Origin of the sequence: Thalassotalea mangrovi, from assembly GCF_005116735.1 — a bacterium.
Taxonomy (GTDB): domain Bacteria; phylum Pseudomonadota; class Gammaproteobacteria; order Enterobacterales; family Alteromonadaceae; genus Thalassotalea_A; species Thalassotalea_A mangrovi.
On sequence record NZ_SWDB01000010.1, the window covers coordinates 190,318 to 212,303 of the forward strand.

A 21,986-nucleotide genomic window follows, 5' to 3' on the forward strand; every position below is an offset into this window, starting at 1 on the left:
CGTCGCGCTTTAAGGTGGATGCTACCGCAGGTGGAGTAAAACACTCCCATGCGTCGCGTTTTAAGGTGGAAGCTAACGCGGGTGGAGTAAACGCTCTCGCTGTCGCGATTTAGGTGATATACCACCTTCCACCTTTGACGTATTACGTCAATTCCACCTTCGAATCGTTTTCTGATTCGACTCCACCTTCAAAACGCAGTTCGTTTTGACTCCACCTCCCATAAAACCGTCTCGTCGATTCAGGTTTTATGGAAGAGCGCCATCGTCTCCACATGTCGGGTTTGGGCAAACATATCCAACAAAGCGATCTTTTCCAGTCGATAGCCGGATGCCAGTAATGTTTTGCAATCGCGAGCCATGGTTGCAGCATCACAGGCAATATAAAGTACCTTATCTGCACCCAGTTCAGCAACCGGCTTTATCACCCCATGGGCGCCGGCACGAGCAGGATCGAGAATGACTTTATTAAAAGTGCGGGCTTCTGGCCATGGCCACTGAAACTGTTCTGCATTTAAATCGGCCTGATAAAACTGGCAATTATCCATTTGATTGGCGCTGGCATTGTCACTGGCTCGATCGACCATTGTCTGTACGCCTTCGATACCCACCACCTGCTTTACTCGTTTGGCAATCGGCAAGCTAAAATTACCAAGCCCGGAAAACAAATCGAGGACATTATCGGCTTTTGTCAGCTCAAGCCAGTCAATTGCCTGCATTGCCATTTTAGCATTCAGCTCGGCATTTACCTGAATAAAGTCTTTGGCGGTGAAGTTAATACGACAACCGTCGATATCATAATAGAGTTCGCTTTTCTGGCCGTTTCTCTGGACTTCAGTAAGATCATGGAGTTGCTGGTCATCTTCAACCAACACCTGATAGCTATGTTGTTCAGCAAAGGCGACAAAGCGAGCACGGTTGTCCTTGCTCAACTTTCCCAGATAACGGAATACCAGGGTGACGGCATTGGTGGCAAATACTTCCACGTGGCCAATAAGCTGATGGCCTTTCAGCTCGCTCAACAATGTTTGTAGCTTAGCGAATATGTTACTTAAATCTGGCGCTAACACATCACAGGATTTGATTTCGGTAATATGTTTGGCATTTTTCTGGCGAAAACCAACCAGGGGCTGATTGAGGCGGTTATATTGCACGCCAATTCGAGCTTTACGACGATAATGCCACTCATCGCTAAGCAATGGTGCTTGCCATGGCAACTCATCCAGCTCGGCATTACGACGAAACAGCTCGGCTATTTTTTGTTGTTTCACCTCGAGCTCTAATTCGCGTGGCATATGCTGAAAGTCACAGCCACCGCATTGATAATAATGTTTACAACGAGGCGTAATCCGTTGCGGATGTGGATTGGTAACCTTGATCGCCTTAGCGCGCAGGTATTTACTGTGTTCGCTGATGATTTTCGCCTGCACCTGTTCGCCGGGTAAGGCGCCGGTAACAAATACCGACTTTTTTCCCGAGCGGGCAATGCCATCACCATTGATGTCAAAGCCGACAATATCCAAGTCGAGGTTCTGGCCCACCATCGATGGGCGCTTTTGTGCTTTAAAAATTTTGACCATAAAAGAAAACACTCATTCTGTCGTGTTTTAAGGTGGAGAAAATACTCTCGTTGTCGCATTTTGGAGGTAATCTCACGATGGTGGAGCAAAACACTCCCCAGCGTCATGTTTTGAGGTGGAGAAAATGCTCTAGTTGTCGCATTTTAGAGGTAATCTCACGATGGTGGAACAAAACACTCCCCAGCGTCGTGTTTTGAGGTGGAAGCTAACGCTGGTGGAAGATTGCCAATTTACGCTTCCACCTTCCACCATTGAAGCTCTGCTTCAACTCCACCTTCGAATCGTTTTCTGATTCGACTCCACCTTTGACGTTTTACGTCAATTCCACCTTCAAGACGTGTTCCGTCTTGATTCCACCTTCGAATCGTTTTCCGATTCGATTCCGCCTTGGTAGCGAGAAAGTTGTAGTCGCATCAAAAATCGATGCGACTACAACTTTCTCGCTACTTATGCCATGATGTGAGAAGTTTAAATAAAAACAATTCTAACACGGTTTTAGTACCTGTATGTTTAAAGTCAGTCTTCGCGATTGGGTTATTTTATTAACCATATTGCCAACCACAGTTATTGGCCTGAGTCTGGCGGGCTTTTTCACCTTTTCGCGTATATCCGATTTGGAATCGAGTCTGTTTTATCGGGTCAATGCGATTTCCCAGCCGTTAAAGATCAGTGCCCAGTCGGGGATCCGTAATTCCAACTTTCGTTTTCTCGATGAATTATTAAAAGAGTTACAGGTCAGCCAGGACGACTTGCTCGACAATATCCTGATTGTTGACGAAGAAATGCAAACCATCGCGGTGAGCCGCAATTTAGAAGATCTCAATGTGTTGCTTCCCGGTGAGTTTCGTACTTCATTAGAGAGCACCCAGTTTATTGCTTTTGATGATTACTACCTTTACACCTCACCGATAAATTTTAATCGTTACTCGGTAGATGGTAAGCGCGAGACCCAGTTATTGGGCTATTTATTGCTGGTGGTCGATCAAACCGATATCACCTTGCATGAGCAAAGCCTGTATATCGTCTCGTTTTTGATTATTTTGATGTCGGTGTTGTTATCCGGGGTCTTTGCCAATCGTTTAATAAATCGCATCGCTGTGCCGGTGCAACAAATGAACCTGGCCATCGATAGAATGCGCAACGGCCTGTACGACACACAAATCGATGCCTACTACAAAGGCGAACTGGAAGAACTGCGTAAAGGGCTGAATATCCTGTTCTTCTCGCTACGGGATTATCATTATGACTTAGATAGAAACATCGACCAGGCCACCAATGATCTACGCGAAAGCCTGGAGCAGTTTGAAATCCAGAACGTTGAGTTAGACCTGGCCAAACGCCGGGCGCAGGAAGCGAGCCGGGTCAAATCAGAATTCCTGGCCAATATGAGTCATGAATTGCGAACACCGCTCAATGGCGTTATCGGCTTTACCCGCCAGGTATTAAAAACGCCATTGTCGAATACCCAACGGGATTACTTACGTACCATTGAGCGCTCCGCCAATGGCTTGTTAAGCATCATTAACGACATACTCGATTTTTCCAAGCTCGACTCAAACCGATTTGTTATCGATTCGATTCCATTTGCCTTTAATGAGTGTATTGAAGAGACCATATCCCTGTTAGCACCATCGGCCAATGAAAAGGGCCTGGATTTCTCAGTACGGTTAAACCCCAGCATGCCGGATTCCCTGGTTGGCGATGCGCTGCGGATTCAGCAGGTACTGACCAACCTGATAGGTAATGCGATTAAGTTTACCGATTCGGGCTCGGTGGAAGTGGACATTGATTATAAGATTTTAGAGGACTCGAATGTCCAGCTGGTGGTGGCGGTTAAAGACACCGGCATTGGTATCAGTAGCCAGCAGCAGGAAAACCTGTTTGAAGCCTTTGGCCAGGCCGATAATAGCATCACCCGCATGTACGGTGGTACTGGCCTGGGGCTGGTCATTTCGAAACGTCTTGCCCAGGAAATGCACGGCGATATTCGCTTTGAAAGTAAGGCTAATGAAGGCACGACATTCTGGTTTGAGTGGCAATGCCAGCTTAATCCCCTGCCTCTGGAAAGCAAGCCTTACCCCAGTGACCTGAAAGGTAAGTCGATACTGGTCTTCGATCCGCTTCCTCATTGCCGCCAGGCGGTAAAAGAGCTGTTAAAGTTCTGGCAGATGCAGGTAACTGTGGTACAAAGCCATGAGGCGCTATTGACCGCCGCCGAGCAAAATTCATTCGAGCTGGCGATAGTCGGTGTGCGCATTAATGATCATCAACTCGATGATACCCGCAAATTAATACAGAAATTGCATCATTCGGTTGCGGATATTTATGTGGCGGTTAACTCCAATGCGGTAAACCTATGTGAAGCTTTTGTCTCTGCCGGCGCAAAAAACTGTTTCAGTAAACCGATATTAACCAATAAACTGGCCCAGTTGATTTCCACAGACGATAAAGTTGTTAGTCAACTTCCCGCACTCGAACAGTCTTATAAAAAGTTAGCGATTAAAGTATTGGCCGTTGATGATAATGAGGCGAATTTAAAGCTGATCAGCACCCTGTTATCGGAATTGGTGGAAACGGTGGTGACTGCCAGCAATGGTAAAGAAGCCCTGGATCTGGCCAGTAAGCAGCGTTTCGCCTTTATCTTTATGGATATTCAGATGCCAATTATGGATGGCATTACGGCGATGGAAAAAATTCGCCTGACTACCCTAAACAGTGATACCCCGGTGGTTGCCGTTACTGCCCATGCCCTGCAGGGAGAAAAGGACAAAATGCTGGAAAACGGCTTCTTTGGCTATATGACTAAGCCCATTGATGAAACCCTGTTAAAGCATTACCTGTACGAACATGGCATGGAACATATGACGCCAGCATACAATGGCAAGGCATTAACCTTAAAAGACTCATTTATCAGCAATAAGTATGCTGGGGTTATCGACTGGTCGCTGGCCCTTGAGCGTTCCGGAAATCGCCCCGAGCTTGCCAAAGAAATGCTTAGCATGTTGCTAAAATCCCTGCCAGAGACCAAAGCGTTATTACAGGAACTGATGGAGGCCAAAGACAAACATGGGTTATACCAGGCTATTCATAAACTCAATGGTGCTTGTTGCTATAACGGTGTACCACGGCTGGAGCGAATTTGCCGCGATATCGAAACCCATCTCAGCGAACAGGAACTCGACAGCATCGAACCCGAGCTGCTAGAAATGTTTGATGAGATAGATAAGCTGATTGGCGCTAGCGAAGGGATCCTGAGCGGCGAGAGCTAGCGCCCTCGACGCTGTTAAAGAGGTAATCTACGATGGTGGAGAAAAACACTCCGCTGTGTCGTGTTTTAAGGTGGACGCTACCGCAGGTGGAGAAAATACTCTCGCTGTCCTATTTTGGGTGACAACGAGGAGCCTTACATTTGTCATGTAAAGGAAAGCACCTAGCACGTTAACACTCTTAGAACGCATGCGCTCCTAGCGAAGGCTTCTGGTTTTCCAGGACCTGAAACCTGTCCATTTGTTCACTGAAAGTTGCGTCATCCCCTTGAAAAAGGGGATCTCTGATTTGAGTTTCAGGCTTAGATTCCCTGTAGTATCAGGGAATGACATAGGTTAGTGACACTAAGCATGGGGTTAAAATCCCGGCTAGCACACTGACGCTCCTAGCACATTCCATTCCTAGCACACTGCGTTCCTAGCACGTTACACTCCTGGCCAATTGCTTTACGCTAGGCGCGATCTTCGATTGCATGCCTGAAACGATGCGCCAAGGGGCTGTCATCCCGGTGTCGACCGGGATCTCGATTTTGTCTTTAACTTGAGATTTCCTGTGGTGGCAGGAAATGACGAAGAACGGTAATACGGTGGGAGTGTCTAGCTTCGCTGGTGTAAGGTGGCAGGTTCTTCCACCTCACACTTCCACCGTAACTCTTGCTCTTCGCTAGGCGCGATCTTCGATTGCATGCCTGAAACGATGCGCCAAGGGGCTGTCATCCCGGTGTCGACCGGGATCTCGATTTTGTCTTTAACTTGAGATTTCCTGTCGTGGCAGGAAATGACGAAGAACTGAAATAAGGTGGGAGTGTCTAGCTTCGCTGGTGGAAGGTGGCAGGTTCTTCCACCTCACACTTCCACCATAACTCTTGCTCTTCGGAAGCATGCTAGGAACGATTTTCAATCGTGTGCTAGGAGCTAAATTTTCAATTTTGCGTGCTAGGAATTAAATCTTCGATTTGATGTGCTAGAAGCTAAATCCTCGATTTGATGTGCTAGAAGCTAAATCCTCGATTTAGCGTGCTATTTGCTCAACACCACAAACGCCACCGCGTAGTGCTGTTCATCCGACAGGCTGATATGGAAATGAATCGCATTGAGTTGTTCGGCGATTTCTAAAGCGCGGCCACTGAAGTTAAGTTGTGGCTGGCCATTATCGAGGTTGGAAATTTCGATATGCTGAAACGACACCCCCGCGGCAATCCCCGTGCCCAAAGCCTTTGCTGCTGCCTCTTTCGCCGCCCAGCGTTTGGCGAGAAAGCGCTCAGGAAAATTATGACTTTGGTAAATCGCCATTTCCGATTCGGTTAGAATCCGCTTTGACAGGCGATCACGAGCCTTATCCGCCATCTTCGCGATGCGGGCAATTTCAATTAAATCATTACCAATGCCAACGACGGACATAGGGGCTCCTTTGCTTTAGAGGTAATCTTACGATGGTGGAAGAAACCACTCCACTGCGTCGTGCTTTCAGGTGGAGGCTAACGCTGGTGGAAGGTTGCCAAGTTACACTTCCACCTTCCACCTTTGAAACGTTTTCTGTTTCAATTCCACCCTCAAAACGCCGTCCGTTTTGACTCCACCATCAAGGCTTTGCCTTGACTCCACCATAGACGCTATGCGTCGACAACGGGTCAAGTTTCATTGCTCTTGCTTCCAGCATTAGTTTTTTCATATCGCGGACGGCTTTATCCAGGCCATCGATGGCAGCGCGGGCGATGATAGCATGACCGATATTCAATTCGATTACCTGTGGAATCGCGGCAATCGGTTTGACATTAAAATAGGTTAAGCCATGGCCGGCATTGACCTTAAGGCCTATGCTGTCAGCATACTCGATGCCTTTAATTAAACGCACCAGCTCGGCGTGCATTTCCTGCTCGTTTTCCGCTTCTGCGTATTGGCCAGTGTGTATTTCAATAAACGTCGCACCAGTGGCTTTGGCAGCATCAATCTGGACGATATCGGCATCAATGAACAAGCTTACTGTTGTGCCGTGACTTTGTAACCGGCGTACCGCATCGGTCACTTTATCCAGTTGACCGGCGACATCCAGCCCACCTTCGGTAGTCAGCTCTTCACGCTTTTCTGGTACCAGGCAACAAAATTCAGGTTTAATGCCTGCGGCAATGGTCAGCATTTCTTCGGTAACCGCCATTTCCAGGTTCATTCGTGTCTGCAAGGTACGCGCCATGACTTCAACATCGCGATCATTAATATGACGGCGATCTTCGCGCAAATGAATAGTAATGCCGTCGGCGCCCGCATGTTCGGCAACACTGGCGGCATGAACCGGGTCTGGGTAACTGGTGCCTCGCGCCTGGCGTAAAGTGGCAATGTGATCAACGTTGACGCCAAGTAAAATATCTTTCATGGTTTCACGACTACTCTTAATGTTGAAAATTTATCGTTTACTGTAGGCAAATAACTTACGACTCTGCAATGGTCGATTGCCCAGTAAGGGTTTAAATACCTGCCGCATCAAAGCCTTGCAGGTCAATAATACGTCTGACTGCTGTAATTTGCCATCACGGATTGCGATTAAGTGCTGGTAACAAAACTTATCCGCCTGTAATTGGTAATCGGCGGGGATCAGCCCTTGCTCAGGTAAATAATACCAGTATTGAGAATCCCGTTCGGCAACGCCGGGCTCAGTTTCCAGTACCGAAAAATCGATACCCAGCCCGAGCTCTTCTAATAACGAAAATTCAAACTTGCGAAGAATTGGCTCTATGGACTGTTGATTATTGAGTTGTTGTAATGCTTGATGATACTGCTCAAACAGCGGATCGCAGCTGATATTTTGCGGCAGCAGACGCACGCACAGCTCATTCAGGTAAAAACCGCTATACAGGAACTGCCTGGATAGCGGCAATGGCAACGTTGCCGACTCAATCTGACTGAGGGTATACATGGAGCCACTGACTTTTAGCTGCACCTCAAGCACGGAGAAAGGTTGTAACTGCGCCTTTTTGCTATTTTTGCGGCTACTGCCTGCATAGGCGACGGCACTGATATGGCCGAGTTCCGCGCTTAACAGGTTTAATAACAGGCTGTTCTCCCGATATGGGCGGGAATGTAACAGGTATACGGTTTGTAATGGTAAATCCCTGTCACCTTTCATGGCTAGCCCGAGTAATCGTCACCGTAACCAAGGCTACGCAAGGCTCGCTCATCGTCGGCCCAGCCGGATTTGACCTTGACCCAGGTTTCCAGAAAGACCTGGCGCTGCAATAACTCTTCCAGATCGCGGCGCGCTTCGCGGCCGATGACTTTCAGTTTTTCACCTTTATTGCCGATAATCATGCGTTTTTGCGAGTTACGCTCCACCAGGATCAAGGCATTGATATGGACGATGCCATTTTGGTCAATTTTAAACTGCTCGATTTCAACGGTGGTCGAATACGGCAGCTCGTCACCGGTAAAGCGCATCAGTTTTTCACGAATTATCTCGGATGCCATAAAGCGGGACGAACGGTCAGTAATGTAATCTTCAGGGAACCAGAAATCCCCTTCCGGTAACGATTGCAGACAGGCTTTTTTGATCTTATCGACGTTATCGCCTTTACTGGCACTGATTGGAATGATGTCCTGAAAATCATGCTTAGCACCTAACACCTGCAGGTGTGGTAATAACTGTTCCTTGTCCTGAACATTATCAATCTTATTGATAGCGAGAACGACCGGACGACCACTCTTTTTGATTTTATTCAGCACCAGCTCATCATCGTCGGTCCAGTGCGTACCTTCCACCAAAAACACGATAAGCTCGACTTCAGCGATAGAGCTGCTGGCGGCGCGATTCATAAGCCGGTTTATCGCCCGCTTTTCTTCAGCATGCAGACCTGGGGTGTCAACCAATACGGCCTGGCGGTTGTCCTCGGTCAGGATACCAAGGATCCGATGTCGGGTAGTTTGTGGTTTGCGGGACGTAATACTGACTTTCTGACCCAATAAGGCATTAAGTAACGTTGATTTACCGACGTTAGGGCGTCCCACCAGGGCAATAAGGCCACAATATGGCGGTTGTTCAGACATTGAGTAACTCCAAAGCTTGCTGGGCAGCGGCCTGCTCAGCCTTGCGTCGCGATGTGCCTTTGCTGATCAGCAGCTGGTCAATTCCAGATACCTGACAGCTGACGGTAAACTCCTGGTTATGGGACTGTCCGCTGGTGTCAATAACCTCGTAAGCAGGCAAAGGTAACTTGCGTCCCTGTAAATATTCCTGCAGGCGGGTTTTCGGGTCTTTTTGTGCTTTAGCCGGTTTAATGGCGTCAAGGCGTTCAGCGAACCATTCTAATACCATTTGCTGGGTTTTCTGCAAATCAGAATCTAGGAATATTGCACCGATTAGAGCTTCGGTGGCATCTTCTAAAATCGAATCTCGTTGAAAACCACCGCTTTTCATCTCTCCCTGTCCCATGACCAGATAGTCACCCAGTTCAAAGCTGCGAGCCAGTTTCGCTAATGTCACCCCGCGTACCAGGCTCGAACGCATCCGGGTCAGCTCGCCTTCGGTCGCCTTGGGAAAGCGTTGGAACAATTCATTGGCGATGATATAACCCAGAATCGAGTCACCGAGAAATTCCAGGCGCTCATTATTGACGCCTTTCGCACTACGGTGAGTAAGAGCCTGAGTAAGTAACTGTCTATCATTAAATTGATAACCCAGGCGCTTACTCAGTCGTTGTAATTTATCGATGCCAGTCAATTAGTTTATTCCACCAATGCGCTCAAAGCGGATCCCGGTTGGAAACCAACCTGGTAGCCAGCTATCTTCAGGACGATCGAACTCAAAACTCATCCAGATTGCCACGGCCTCGCCGACCAGGTTATCTTCAGGTACGAACCCCCAGAAACGACTGTCCTGGGAATTATCACGATTATCTCCCATCACAAAGTATGCACCTTCGGGCACAACCCATTCGCCTTTCACCGTACCCGGTTGATTATGAAAACGTCGGGTTTGTTGATAGGTATTGTTATTGACCAGAATCTCATGACTTCGGCCCGGCAAATTTTCGTTATAGCGTGTTAGCGGCATATCAAACTGGAAGTATTCCCCGGTTGCAAGAAAATCGTTCATGACTTTTTCAGCACCCGGACAGTCTTTTGCATCCTCGGCACAGGCGGGCCTGATATACAGGGATTTATTGCGGTAAATCACCACATCGCCCGGCACGCCGATAACCCGTTTGATGTAATCAATGCGTTCATCTTCCGGGTATTTAAATACCACCACATCACCACGCTCGGGGTCACCATTTTCCCAAAATTTGCTGCGGGTAACCGGATCACGCAGGCCATAATTAAATTTGTTAACCAGGATAAAATCGCCATCAAATAGATTTGGCATCATCGATCCACTGGGAATCTGGAATGGCTCGTATAAAAACGAGCGCAATACCATAACAAAGGCAATGACCGGGAAGATTTGCACCGAGGTTTCAACGAAACCATTGGGCTGGGTGATTTTTCGTTGTGCCTCTTCAGAAAGGGGTTGTGCACACTGCGCCTCGGTTTCGGCCAGGTTCAGTTGGCGTTTCGGTGCAAGCACAAACTTGTCCACCAACCAAACGGTACCGGTAACCAGGGTTGCGATCACCAAAATCAGAGAAAAGTACATTGCCATAGCCAGTTATTTTCCTAGTTTTAATACGGCTAAAAACGCTTCCTGGGGCACTTCAACATTACCCACCTGTTTCATACGTTTCTTACCTTCTTTTTGTTTTTGTAACAGTTTTTTCTTACGGCTGACATCACCACCATAACACTTGGCAATAACGTTTTTACGCAATTGTTTGACCGTGGTACGAGCAATAACATTGTTGCCAATAGCCGCCTGAATGGCAATGTCAAACATTTGACGGTGAATCAATTCTTTCAGCTTTTCAACAAGTTGTCGCCCGCGCGAGACGGAATTTGAACGATGGGTAATCATCGCTAATGCATCGACCCGATCACCGTTAATCAGTATATCAGCACGTACCATATCTGACGCTTCAAAGCGGACAAAATTGTAATCCAGAGATGCATAGCCGCGCGATGTAGACTTCAATTTATCGAAAAAGTCCATCACCACCTCAGCCATCGGTAATTCATAAGTCACAGCAACCTGATTACCGTGGTAAGTCATGTTTTTCTGCACCCCACGTTTTTCCACACACAGGGTAATGACATTACCTAAGTGCTCCTGCGGTACCAGGATATGCGCTTCCACAATCGGTTCGCGTATTTCCGACACTTCATTGACCGGTGGCAAATCAGATGGATTATCGATGGTTATTACCGTGCCATTGGTACATAAGATTTCGTAGTTTACCGTCGGCGCCGTGGTAATTAGGTCAAGATCATATTCTCGAGCCAAACGCTCCTGAATGATTTCCATGTGCAGCATGCCCAAGAATCCACAACGGAAACCGAAACCTAAAGCACCGGATGATTCCGGTTCAAAAAACAATGACGCATCGTTTAAGCTTAGTTTATTCAACGCATCACGGAAATTTTCAAAGTCATCCGAGCTGATTGGGAAAATACCCGCATAAACTTGAGGTTTAACTTTCTGGAAACCCGGCAATGGCTTGTCTGCCGGCTTGCGGGTCAAGGTCAGGGTATCACCCACCGGGGCACCATGAATTTCTTTAATACCGGCAATAACAAAGCCTACTTCGCCAGTTCTCAATACCCCGGTATCGGTTTGCTTGGGTGTAAAGATTCCGACTTTATCAATAATATGTGATTGCCCCGTGGACATTACAGTCATCTTGTCACCGGCTTTGACTTCGCCATTAACGACACGCACCAAAGAGACTACGCCCTGGTAATTATCGAACCAGGAATCAATGATAAGTGCCTGCAGGTTGTCGTCTTTCTCGCCAACCGGTGGCGGAATATTAGCAACAATGCTCTCCAGCACATCTTCGATACCAATGCCGGTTTTTGCCGAACATTTAACGGCGTCAGTGGCATCGATGCCGATGATGTCTTCGATCTCTTCACATACCCGGTCTGGATCCGCTTGTGGCAAATCGATTTTATTGAGGATAGGAACGACTTCCAGATCCATTTCAATGGCGGTGTAACAGTTAGCCAGGGTTTGTGCTTCTACCCCCTGGCCGGCATCGACAACCAGCAGGGCACCCTCACAGGCAGCGAGAGAACGGGATACTTCATAGGAGAAGTCAACATGGCCAGGGGTGTCGATAAAGTTCAGTTGATAGGTTTCACCGTCTTTGGCTTTATAATCCAAGGTCACACTTTGTGCCTTGATGGTGATGCCACGCTCGCGTTCAAGATCCATGGAATCAAGGACTTGTTCAGCCATTTCCCGGTCAGTCAAACCACCGCAGTGTTGAATCAGGCGATCAGATAAAGTCGACTTACCGTGGTCAATGTGGGCGATGATAGAAAAATTTCGGATATGCTTCATAGGCTTCTTAGAAGAAAATTTACTGCAGTTACAATATTCAATAATGGCGTGATTTTAGCGAATTTCAGCGGCTCTAGCCATCATTAGTTGCGGATATTGATAGGTATTGCCTGTGAGTGCGCTTTTTTGTCACACTTTCTCAGGATTTTAACCTCTAACGCCTGTTGACGATGCGGCTGGCTCTGCAACCGGCGAGCCAGGTAAAAGCCACCGACACCGCCTAGCAATGATATGACTAACCCATAAATTTCATGCCATTGCCATTTTTGCACCAGCAATAGCTGGGATATGGCACCGAAAACCAACAGGCCAAGTAGCGGCAGGATATAAACCTGCATTGCCGCACCAAGGAGATTGTTTTCCGGCAGGGCGATTACCACCTCATCGCCGACGTTTAAATCCAGTGTCGAGGTCAAGGTTAGTTTCATTCGTCGTGTGCCCAGGCCTTTGGCTATTTGGCCACTGCCACAGGTATCTACCTGCTGACAACTACTGCAGCCAGATTTGACCACACTTTCAACGTCTATTAGCTCGCCCCTGACTTGGGTAACGCGAGCGGTTTCTTCGATCATGGAAAACTCATAAATTCGTTTTAGGTTTCGGGTTTCAGGTCTCAGGTCTTAGGTCTTAGGTCTTAGGTCTTAGGTTTCAGAAAGCGCAACGTGCGACCTATTTCGTCATCCCGGCGGAGGCCGGGATCTGTGCTTGAAACTTTAGCTTAGATTCCCTGTAGTATCAGGGAATGACTCGAGGTTTCGGTTTATTGGCGATATTAACACATTACGACTTAATTTGGGTTTCAGGTTTCAGGTCTCAGGTTTCGGAGGGCGAACGGCCTTGGTCATTAAAAGGTACTCTTCATTACGGGTACATAAATTCTTTGAATTTATTTCGGGTACGCCAATGAAAACATTGGCTGCGGGTACGTAACTCAAAGAGTTACTCCGGGATTAGGCGCTTCGTTGTCTCCCTTCGACAGCTTAAAAGTGCGGCGTGCTAGAAATGCAATGCGCTAGTCGCTAATAAAGTTAAGCAAAGGCACTTGGCCATCCGAGACCTGAAACCTGAAACCTGAGCCCCTAAAGATAACGCGCTGATGAATCGCATTATCTTAGAGAGAAATCGCGTTATTTTAGAGGGAGATTTAGTTGAACGTGATTGAGTCAGCAATCGCATCCGCGGTTTGAGATGGCACTTTTCCTACCACCGTTATCTCATAACCTTCACGGATTTGCGTTAACAATACGGTTGCACCAGTTTGACTTATCGTCGATTTGCGCGGTGCTTCATCGGTGGCGCTCACATACACGGAAACATCTACTAAGCCATCATTGAATAAAATGAAGTCGACCGGCAAATTAATGGGGTCGACAAAGTGCTGGTTGGATTCCAGCATTTCGAAGCCTTCCGGTAACCAGTTGACCTGCCATTTAAATTCAGCCTTGGGTACTTCCGGCGAACTTTGATGAGTTTCTGGCAACTCAGCTTCCAGCAATTGCCCTAGCATTTCATTGGATTGTTCACTAATGGTCAAATGGGTAAATTGAATCTGTTCCAACAATTCACCTTCGTTATTAATGATTGCCGCTTTTAACAATAAGCCGCTTTCGATATCGAGCCAGATCCAGTAACCAAAACGTTGTTTATCTTTACTGACCATTCGAATCAATTGCGCCGGTCTGCCAAGAATGCGGCTTTTACCGACTTCAACCAAGTCGTAACTAAGGCTGATTACTTCAATATCGGAGGTAAAAGCCCGGGGAATAGGACCACTGATACTATCAGTGTTAACGGAATAGGGTTGCTGGTTCGATTCAAAATAACTTACGGTATTATCGACCCGAATCGCTTCTTTACGGGGGCCATTCAATGAAGAAATTAATTCCAGCTCACGACCTTCAGCGATGCCATGCACCCAGCGGTAGGGCTCGGCCCGATTATTACGTACGACCACAAACGAAGTATCAAAATTTAATTTTCGTAAAGAATCGGACAGTCGCAGCAACCACTGTTTTGCCGTTGGTTGAGCCCTTAACTCAGGTTCAACGGCTTGGTTTTCTGTCGATTCTGTGGATGGTTGTTGTTGGGCGTTGGCCGACACACTTATGCATGTCGCCAACATCAGAAAGGGTACAAACTTCATCAATTTTCAGGGGTATCCTGCTGTTCTTCGGCCGCCGCTTTGCTGGCCTGTAATTTTATTTGTTTTTGGTGATCAAGCAATATCGCCTGAAGTTTTTGCTGACGTTTAATTAACGCCTGTTTCTGCTCGGAAATGCTGGCCGGTTCGTAATTATAACTTACCGGATCGGCAACCCCACCAAACGGAATAGGCTGAAAAACCTGCGACGGTACCAGCGGCTCCTGTTCGACCATGTTTGCCTGCTGTACCCCCAGCACCATAAGGCCGGCGGCGGAAGCAGCAATGGCAAACTGACCTGCGGGCTTGACCAGTTGGATCACTTTTGCTTTTACCGTTGCCCCCATTGAAGGCTTAGGTTGCGGTGCCAGTACCGTAGGTTCGGCCGCAATAGCTACGGCGATATCATTTGCCAGGTCGGGCATAATATATTGACCGGTTTCACCTCGCATGACATCACCAATCATATGATACCTGCCCCAGGTATCCGTCAACTGCTGGTCCTGCTTGAGATCATCAATCGATAAGCCCTCTGCCTCCTGGGAGTCGAGAAATGCAGAAACCGATTCACTGATTTTGTTACTCATAATTTAACTCACAATTAGCGCTGTAATAATGGTTTGATTTTTTTATCTACTGCGTCCCGGGCTCGAAAGATACGTGATCTGACGGTACCGACCGGACACTCCATTATGTTGGCTATTTCCTCATAACTTAATCCATCCAGCTCCCGAAGGTTAATTGCGGTTCGCAACTCTTCCGGCAACTGCTCGATAGTCGTAAAAATTAACTGGCGAATTTCATCCGTTAAAATCATTCTTTCCGGTGACGCATTCTCGCGAAGTGCTTCGCCACTATCATACATTTGCGCATCTTCCACCTCGATATCCGATCCCGGCGGTTTACGACTTCCTGCTGACAAATGATTCTTCGCGGTATTGACCGCAATCCGGTACAGCCAGGTATAAAAAGCGCTTTCACTGCGAAAACTGCCGATAGCGCGGTAAGCTTTAATAAAAGCTTCCTGAGTAACGTCGGCAACATCCGCCTGGTTTTTAATGTATCTGGAAACCAGATTCATTACCTTTTGCTGATATTTTTGCACCAACAAATTAAAAGCGTTTTTATCTCCATTCTGTACCTGTTTGACCAGTATCTGGTCAACATTCTGCTCGCTCATCAGAGCCAATTCCCCTTTATATTTCTCCTCACCGACCTAAATTAAGTCGTCGGTGACAACATCTCAGCTCTTGGCAAACGCATCAGTTATGACTGTTATGATTTGAAAAAGTTCGCAAAAAAAACATCAAAGTTGAAAAAAATGATCCTCTACTCAATATTAGCCGCTATTTCATTGCCCTGAAACCGCTGAACATTGGTATTCCCCTGATTTTACGTTAGAATTCGAAACCTGTTTGCCATCATAATATTACTTGCGAAGATGAATCAACAACATAACTGCGACGTGCTTATCATAGGAAGTGGCGCCGCAGGTCTGACCCTGGCCCTGAACCTGGCACAACTGGCCGATGTGATCCTGCTTAGCAAGGGTCCCATTCATGAAGGTTCTACCTATTATGCCCAGGGTGGTATCGCCGCAGTATTCGATGAAAAAGACACTATCGATGCCCATGTACAGGACACCCTGATCGCCGGTGGTGGCATTTGTGATGAAGATATGGTGCGCTTTACCGCCGAGCAGGCGAAGGCTTCGATGCAATGGCTGATTGACCAGGGGGTTCAGTTTGACCAGCGACAATCGGCCAGTGGCGATACCGAATATCATTTAACCCGCGAGGGTGGGCATAGTCATCGACGCATCCTGCACGCTGCCGACGCGACCGGCTATGCGGTACAAACCACCTTGGTTGAGCAGGCAAAAAAACATTCCAGAATTCGAATTTTTGAGCGCTGCAATGCTATCGACCTTATCACTCAGGCTGATGATAAAGACCAAAACACCTGTATCGGTGCTTATGTGTGGAATCGTAATATTGAGAAAGTCGAAGCCATACATGCGAAAAAAATCATTCTTGCCACCGGTGGTGCCAGTAAAGTTTACCAATATACATCGAATCCGGACATCGCCAGTGGTGATGGTATTGCGATGGCCTGGCGTGCCGGCTGTCGGGTAGCAAACATGGAGTTTAACCAGTTCCACCCTACCTGTTTGTATCACCCGCAGGCAGGTACGTTTTTATTGACCGAAGCACTGCGCGGCGAGGGCGCGATTTTACGTCGTCCCGACGGTAGTCGCTTTATGCCGGAATTCGATCAACGCGCCGAACTGGCGCCTCGAGACGTGGTTGCCCGCGCCATTGATTTTGAAATGAAACGCCTTGGCGCTGACTGCATGTACCTGGATATCAGCCATAAATCGGCAAGTTTCATCAAACAGCATTTTCCGACCATTTACGAAAAAACTGCCGAGCTGGGCATGGATATGACCCAGGAACCATTGCCGGTGGTTCCCGCCGCCCATTACACCTGCGGCGGGGTGATGATCAACAAACACGGACAAACCGATATCGCTAACTTATATGCCATCGGTGAAGTCTCTTATACTGGGTTACACGGTGCCAACCGCATGGCCAGTAACTCTCTGCTTGAATGCATCGTGTTCGCGCGGGCTGCGGCTGAGCATATTGCCGGTCATTTAAATCACCGTGCCGATATTATCAGCATTCCAGCCTGGGATGAGAGTCGGGTTACTAATTCCGATGAAGAGGTGGTGATCCAACATAACTGGCATGAATTACGTCTGTTTATGTGGGACTATGTCGGTATTGTGCGCACCGATAAGCGTTTGCAACGGGCTCTGAATCGGGTCAATTTACTGCAATCAGAGATTCAGGAGTACTATCGCCACTTTAAAGTGAGTAATAACTTACTGGAATTGCGAAACCTGGTGCAGGTTGCAGAATTAATTATCCTTAGTGCGATGGAACGTAAAGAAAGCCGGGGACTCCATTACACCCTGGATTATCCGGAAACTAAGGCGCACAGCAGCGCTACCATTTTAACCCCGGTTAAGGATTAATACGTTTCCTTGCCGGAGCCTCGCTGCGCAGAGTGGATAATTCGACACAGGCAACGATAGTCGTTATCTGACAGCATATTTTTGTATATCCAGAGCTTGTGCGCAGAACCGTTTACCTGAAGTTTGCTTTTCGGCTTTAAGTCTAAATAGCATCCCCAGGGTGCAACCAGAGAATTCCCTGACAATTGCCAACAATAACCACCTCGCGTGCTAAGTTCCCCTGAGGCGGTACAGGAAAATGGTTGCGTAAACAGCGGCAGGTTAACTCTGTTATCAACACTGAATATTCTGATCAATATCAGTGTTAGGGCAACGCCAGCGATAAATACCGTGGACAGCCATAAATCAATAGCAAAGTACCAACAAGTGAAACTTAGCACTGCTACCCAAAGCAGGACCTCAAAGGCATCGAAGGATATACTCCGATGCTTTTCAATGAGTTGAAACTCAAACTTTGACTCGGTTAAGAATGAGCTGGACCATGGCGTTAAGTTGTTCATCCTTGCATTCCTCATGCCCCATGAACCAGGCAAACAACTCAGGGTCATCACATTCTAACAAGCGTTCAAAAACCTGTTTTTGCTGATCCGACAATTGATCCCAGGCCTCATCAACGAAAGGCATAAATAATACGTCCAATTCCAGCATACCGCGTCTGCATGCCCATTTTAATCTGGCTTTATTGTGAGTTAATGACATCAAGTAAACCGTTTCTCGAAAAATTTCCGCAATTGTAGCAACCAGCACCTTGTTATGATACCAATCACAATAAATTATTGCTCACTCAGTGAGAATTTAAAGGCATTTAGACAAGGCTTTGATTGCAGAGAATGGTTACTCCATTGTCAAAATCAGTAACGCAGGAAAAACGCCTTTAAAACTCATCCATATGGAGTTTATCAGCGGCCCATTTACGGCCCTATATTTCATTAATATAGAATGAATATCACTACTGCCTTTGCCCAAGAATTACCGACAAATTCGTAGCAAAAGGTTGAAATTAAGATTATTTGCCCCACTATTTACAGCACAAACAGTATAAACCATTCAACAGCAGAGACGCATGAATCCTGAATCCTCACACCCTGCATTAGAAACCCTGCCCGACAGCTTCGCTGTCTGGTTAGACGATATGGCAATGATTTCAGTCTCCGGAGACGAAAGATTAAGCTATTTACAAGGACAGTTGACTTGTGACATCAATCAATTACCTGAAGCGAAACTCCTTCATGGCGCCCACTGTGATGCCAAAGGCAAAGTTTTCAGCGCTTTTCGGGTGTTTGAACACGAAGATCAGGTGTTAATGTTAATGAGCAAGGATTCCGCTTCGGCTTCCCTTGCGCAACTGCAAAAATTTGCCGTGTTTGCCAAAGCGGAACTTGTCATGAGCCCGTTTAAAATGTTGGCGGTAACGGGTGGCGCAGCAGAAAGCGCGCTAAACAAGCACGTTGGTACCCTACCCGACTCAGACAACCCCGTTATCAGCAGCAATGGCGTCAGTGTGATTGCCTTTAACGGTCACCGTTCCGGCTATATTCTGGTAGGTGACGAAGTAAGCCTGAACTACATATTAAATGCCCTCGAGTTACCTTGTCTTGGTGGCTCTGTTTGGACATTGCTGGAAATTGTTAATGGTTTTCCATGTCTGACTAAAAACGCAGTGGAAGAATACGTGCCACAAATGTTAAATCTTCAGGCAATTGATGGTATTAGCTTTACCAAGGGCTGCTACATGGGCCAGGAAACCGTTGCCAGAATGAAGTACCTGGGAAAAAACAAGCGAGCTATGTTTGCCTTATATGGCAATTCCGAGCAGCCGATTGATGCGAGCTCCATGCTTGAAAAGCAACTTGGCGACAACTGGCGCCGGGGTGGTAACATTACTAGTTTGTATCAGGCCGACGATGGCAGCCTTTATATTCAGGCCGTTTTGGCAAACGATACAGAATCTAACGATATATTCAGAGTCAAAGATCTAAACGATACGGTGTTAACGCAAATGCCGCTTCCTTACGTTCTTAATTAAACAGGAAATTATATGAAAATCGCAGTAAACACCGTTGTAAAAATGCACTATGCGGTAATGGATAGTGACAAAAACCTAATCGATAGCTCATACGATCATCAACCGCTTGAGTTTATTCAGGGCAGTGGCTTTTTGATCCCTGGCCTAGAGGTTGCGCTGAATGATAAACAAGTCGGTGACAACTTTACCGTTGAAGTAGAAGCCAAAGAAGCCTATGGCGAGCGCCACGATGGTTTTGTGCAAACCGTACCAAAGGAATTATTTCAGGGCATCGAAGATCTGGATGTAGGTATGCAGTTGCGTGCACAGACTGATGAAGGCGAGCAGACGGTCATTGTTGTCGATGTTGAAGACGATACGATTACGGTTGATGGTAATCATCCGTTAGCGGGTCTGGACCTGGTATTTGATGTTGAGATCCTTGAAGTACGACCAGCCACCGATGAAGAGATTGCCCATGGGCATGTGCATAGTGAAGGGGGTTGTAATCACTAGCAATGGCGACAGTTCGCTCGCCACTGCGAGCCTAGTCGCCACCGAGATCTCAGGTTTCAGGTCTCAGGTCTCGGATGGCGAACGGCCTTAACTTTAAGTGACTAGCACGCTGGCAAGCCAGCTCCTGACACACGATTGAAAATCGTTCCTAGCATGCAATCGAAGATTGCGCCTAGCAGCTAGCAAGCTGTGTTTAAGGTAGCGGGTATATAAATTCAAAGAATTTATTCCGGGTACGCCAATTAATAAACAATTGGCTCCGGGTACGTAACTCAATGAGTTACTTCGGGTGAAGGCGTTTCGTTGTCACCGAAAATTGCTCCTCGATAACTGCTCCTGCGTTATTCTGCCTGCGTGCATCCATGCATTTGTGCATTTTCGGCATACAGATCATCCGTGACCATACCCAGCGAAGCTAGACACTTCCTCCTTCCACCCAGTTTCAGTTTCCCGTCATTTCCAGCTACGACTGGAAATCTAAAGCCAACGGCAAAGAGCGAGATCCCGGCCTCGGCAATTGCTCCATGCATTGCTCTACCTTCCACATCCATGTAGTCGTACGCCGGGATGACAATGCATAGAGCTATTTTCTGTCACTTCTAGTCAGCTTTCGACAACTATGTAGCCTTACCCACGACGAAGTCCTCAGCGACCTCAGTCGTCACCGATAACCTGACAGCGAAAAGGTTATCTCCTTCGACGAAGTCTCCCTCTTTGATTCATCGCTATTTAGCCTTTTAGAATTCCTTTACTAGACTATTAACAACGCACCTGAACAAACATAAACGTCAGTTTTTTCAGGTAGTTTGTTGTCGATGCAGGTAGCCAATGCTGTATCCGCGTAAGGTTGTTTGGTTACTAATTTTTAATTAATTAGGATCTGATCATGAAACAATTAATGAGACTGGTTTTAACGTTATTTGTTATTTCCGGCAGCTTTACGTCCGTCGCCCTCCATGCTGAGGAAAATGAAAACTCCAATATCGCTGAATTCTGGGTAATGGTGCCAAAAGCGGGAATGGAGTCAAAATTTCAAGAAGCATTAAAAGGCCACATTGAGCACCGCCAGGAGAAAGAAGACCCAAGAATGTGGAATACCTACCGTCCAGTGTTAGGTGACGGGCTTAATAAGTATTACATTCGAACCTGTTGCGTTAGTTGGGCTAAACTCGATGACTACCGGGAATGGTCAAACAAAAACAATATGGGCCAACACTTTCAGGAAAAAGTTGGTCAGTACGTCGAATCCTATGAGCACTATTTTGCCGAAGTCGATATGGACAATGGTCATTGGCCGGACGATAGCAGCAAGTTTGTTTATTTCGGAGTCACCGACTTTCATGCCAAATTTGGTATGTATGCCAGCGTTCAGCAAGGTAAGAAAATGCTAAGCGATCATGCTAAAGAAATGAAGTGGCCATATTACTGGTCATGGTCACGTCGCATTGGTGGCGAAGGTGGCCTGTCTTTGGTAATTCCATACAGTAACTATGCTGAAATGGCTCCCCCAAAAGAAACCTTCTACGAAGCGTTAAGCAAGCATCTTGGTGGTGAAGACAAGGCTCGGGAAATGTTCCAAAACTGGGATAATAACTTTGAGAGCGCCACATATCAGATTTACGCGTTGGATAAGAATTTGAGTATGCAGGCTAAGTAACCACTCTAGCGAGCGGTTACTTTTGAATAGGGAGACTAACGTCGAGGGAGATCAAACCATAACTGCGGTTTGATCGGTGAGGACGCTGTCGGCGAGGACTGCGTCGATACTTTTAGTTAGCTTTTCGCTTTGCTGAGATATCCTGTCGTAGCAGGATATGACGGTTAAAGTTGTTGTCAGTAAAACTCAGATGATTCGCTTTTACGACGACGTCTTCAGCGACAACGTCCTCACCGAAAGAAATTCCTTTCTTTCCTCACCGACGACGTCTCCCACAAACGTAAAAAGCCCGCTCGTTAGAGCGGGCTTTTCTGAATTGGAAGCCTAGCGATGTCCTACTCTCACATGGGAACTCCCAC

At 47.0% G+C, this 21,986-nt stretch carries 19 protein-coding genes; 5 read left to right on the forward strand and 14 right to left on the reverse strand.

The annotated features are described in order from the left end of the window. Positions 1-239: 239 nt before the first annotated feature. Complete coding sequence (gene rlmD / locus E8M12_RS05975) at positions 240-1,577, reverse strand: 23S rRNA (uracil(1939)-C(5))-methyltransferase RlmD (protein ID WP_136735180.1); 1,338 nt, start codon at positions 1,575-1,577, stop codon at positions 240-242. A 506-nt stretch (positions 1,578-2,083) separates the two neighbouring features. On the opposite strand from rlmD, the gene barA reads away from it, so the two are divergent. Beyond that, complete coding sequence (barA, locus tag E8M12_RS05980) at positions 2,084-4,846, forward strand: two-component sensor histidine kinase BarA (protein ID WP_136735181.1); 2,763 nt, start codon at positions 2,084-2,086, stop codon at positions 4,844-4,846. A gap of 1,017 nt (positions 4,847-5,863) precedes the next feature. Here barA and acpS read toward each other — a convergent pair. The 11 genes from acpS to rpoE all read right to left on the reverse strand — a co-directional run bounded on the left by acpS (position 5,864) and on the right by rpoE (position 15,589). Continuing rightward, positions 5,864-6,244, reverse strand: coding sequence for a holo-ACP synthase (acpS, locus tag E8M12_RS05985; protein WP_136735182.1), 381 nt, complete (start codon positions 6,242-6,244; stop codon positions 5,864-5,866). 181 nt (positions 6,245-6,425) lie between these two features. After that, complete coding sequence (pdxJ, locus tag E8M12_RS05990; protein ID WP_136735183.1) at positions 6,426-7,214, reverse strand: pyridoxine 5'-phosphate synthase; 789 nt, start codon at positions 7,212-7,214, stop codon at positions 6,426-6,428. Between the two features lie 30 nt (positions 7,215-7,244). Beyond that, entirely contained in the window at positions 7,245-7,964 is a 720-nt protein-coding gene (recO, locus tag E8M12_RS05995; RefSeq protein ID WP_136735184.1) for a DNA repair protein RecO, read from the reverse strand. Positions 7,965-7,966: 2 nt separating this feature from the next. After that, positions 7,967-8,878, reverse strand: coding sequence for a GTPase Era (gene era, locus E8M12_RS06000; protein ID WP_136735185.1), 912 nt, complete (start codon positions 8,876-8,878; stop codon positions 7,967-7,969). Then, positions 8,871-9,542 carry a ribonuclease III gene (gene rnc, locus E8M12_RS16280; protein ID WP_169303053.1) on the reverse strand — a complete coding sequence of 224 codons (672 nt, stop codon included), beginning with the start codon at positions 9,540-9,542 and terminating at the stop codon, positions 8,871-8,873. The genes era and rnc overlap by 8 nt, the downstream gene beginning before the upstream one ends. A 9-nt stretch (positions 9,543-9,551) precedes the next feature. Continuing rightward, positions 9,552-10,472 carry a signal peptidase I gene (lepB, locus tag E8M12_RS16285; RefSeq protein ID WP_169303051.1) on the reverse strand — a complete coding sequence of 307 codons (921 nt, stop codon included), beginning with the start codon at positions 10,470-10,472 and terminating at the stop codon, positions 9,552-9,554. A 6-nt stretch (positions 10,473-10,478) separates the two neighbouring features. Next, positions 10,479-12,269: a translation elongation factor 4 gene (gene lepA, locus E8M12_RS06010; protein ID WP_136735186.1), complete on the reverse strand. Its 1,791-nt coding sequence runs from the start codon at positions 12,267-12,269 to the stop codon at positions 10,479-10,481. 83 nt (positions 12,270-12,352) lie between these two features. Continuing rightward, positions 12,353-12,841 (reverse strand): SoxR reducing system RseC family protein, encoded by a 489-nt coding sequence (locus tag E8M12_RS06015; RefSeq protein ID WP_136735187.1) that lies wholly within the window; start codon positions 12,839-12,841, stop codon positions 12,353-12,355. 572 nt (positions 12,842-13,413) lie between these two features. Next, positions 13,414-14,412, reverse strand: coding sequence for a MucB/RseB C-terminal domain-containing protein (locus E8M12_RS06020; protein ID WP_136735188.1), 999 nt, complete (start codon positions 14,410-14,412; stop codon positions 13,414-13,416). Continuing rightward, a complete protein-coding gene (locus E8M12_RS06025) occupies positions 14,412-14,996 on the reverse strand; it encodes a sigma-E factor negative regulatory protein (protein ID WP_136735189.1) in 585 nt (194 codons plus the stop codon). Before E8M12_RS06025 ends, E8M12_RS06020 begins: the two co-directional genes overlap by 1 nt. Positions 14,997-15,010: 14 nt before the next feature. After that, the gene (gene rpoE, locus E8M12_RS06030) at positions 15,011-15,589 is read right to left on the reverse strand and encodes an RNA polymerase sigma factor RpoE (protein WP_136735190.1); all 579 of its coding nucleotides are present in this window, start codon (positions 15,587-15,589) and stop codon (positions 15,011-15,013) included. Between the two features lie 261 nt (positions 15,590-15,850). Between rpoE and nadB the strand changes: the two genes are divergently transcribed. Next, a complete protein-coding gene (gene nadB / locus E8M12_RS06035; RefSeq protein WP_136735191.1) occupies positions 15,851-17,449 on the forward strand; it encodes an L-aspartate oxidase in 1,599 nt (532 codons plus the stop codon). On the opposite strand, the gene E8M12_RS06040 is transcribed toward nadB, so the two are convergent. Continuing rightward, the gene (locus E8M12_RS06040; protein WP_169303052.1) at positions 17,446-17,949 is read right to left on the reverse strand and encodes a protein YgfX; all 504 of its coding nucleotides are present in this window, start codon (positions 17,947-17,949) and stop codon (positions 17,446-17,448) included. The genes nadB and E8M12_RS06040 overlap by 4 nt on opposite strands. Beyond that, positions 17,897-18,148, reverse strand: a complete 252-nt coding sequence (locus E8M12_RS06045) for an FAD assembly factor SdhE (protein WP_136735193.1) — start codon at positions 18,146-18,148, stop codon at positions 17,897-17,899. The genes E8M12_RS06040 and E8M12_RS06045 overlap by 53 nt, the downstream gene beginning before the upstream one ends. Before the next feature lie 364 nt (positions 18,149-18,512). Here E8M12_RS06045 and ygfZ point away from each other — a divergent pair, with 364 nt between their 5' ends. The 3 genes from ygfZ (at position 18,513) to E8M12_RS06060 (ending at position 21,627) form a co-directional block, all read left to right on the forward strand. Continuing rightward, positions 18,513-19,475, forward strand: a complete 963-nt coding sequence (gene ygfZ, locus E8M12_RS06050) for a tRNA-modifying protein YgfZ (protein ID WP_136735194.1) — start codon at positions 18,513-18,515, stop codon at positions 19,473-19,475. A 12-nt stretch (positions 19,476-19,487) separates the two neighbouring features. After that, the gene (locus E8M12_RS06055; protein WP_136735195.1) at positions 19,488-19,970 is read left to right on the forward strand and encodes an FKBP-type peptidyl-prolyl cis-trans isomerase; all 483 of its coding nucleotides are present in this window, start codon (positions 19,488-19,490) and stop codon (positions 19,968-19,970) included. A gap of 886 nt (positions 19,971-20,856) precedes the next feature. Then, positions 20,857-21,627 (forward strand): hypothetical protein, encoded by a 771-nt coding sequence (locus E8M12_RS06060; protein WP_136735196.1) that lies wholly within the window; start codon positions 20,857-20,859, stop codon positions 21,625-21,627. Positions 21,628-21,986 lie beyond the last annotated feature (359 nt).